Origin of the sequence: Vibrio sp. 10N.222.52.B7 (genome assembly GCF_041474275.1) — a bacterium.
GTDB lineage: Bacteria > Pseudomonadota > Gammaproteobacteria > Enterobacterales > Vibrionaceae > Vibrio > Vibrio crassostreae_C.
Genome location: NZ_JBFRTU010000257.1, coordinates 1 through 266, shown reverse-complemented (window position 1 = coordinate 266; position 266 = coordinate 1). Strand labels below are relative to the sequence as shown.

General features: G+C 49.2%; 1 protein-coding gene. It reads left to right on the top strand.

Annotated features, from left to right (window positions below):
* Positions 1-266 (top strand): YopT-type cysteine protease domain-containing protein (locus tag AB4512_RS22715; protein WP_372175799.1); only part of this gene is annotated, 266 nt, incomplete at both ends.

Below are 266 nucleotides of genomic sequence, written 5' to 3'. Positions count from 1 at the left end.
ATCCAATGCATGATACGTCGATGAAAGTATGGCAGGAAAAGCTGGAAGGGAAGCAAGCGCTCACTGTAAACGGTGTGGTTGAAAAGATCACCGATGTATCGGCTAACGGTAAACCTGTGTTGTTGGAGCTTAATGCGCCGGGGCATGCGATGGCGGCTTGGGCAAAAGGCTCAGGTGACGACCGTGTTTTCGGTTTCTATGATCCAAATGCTGGCATTGTTGAGTTCTCGTCAGCAGAGAAATTTGGTGCTTACCTAACGCGTTTC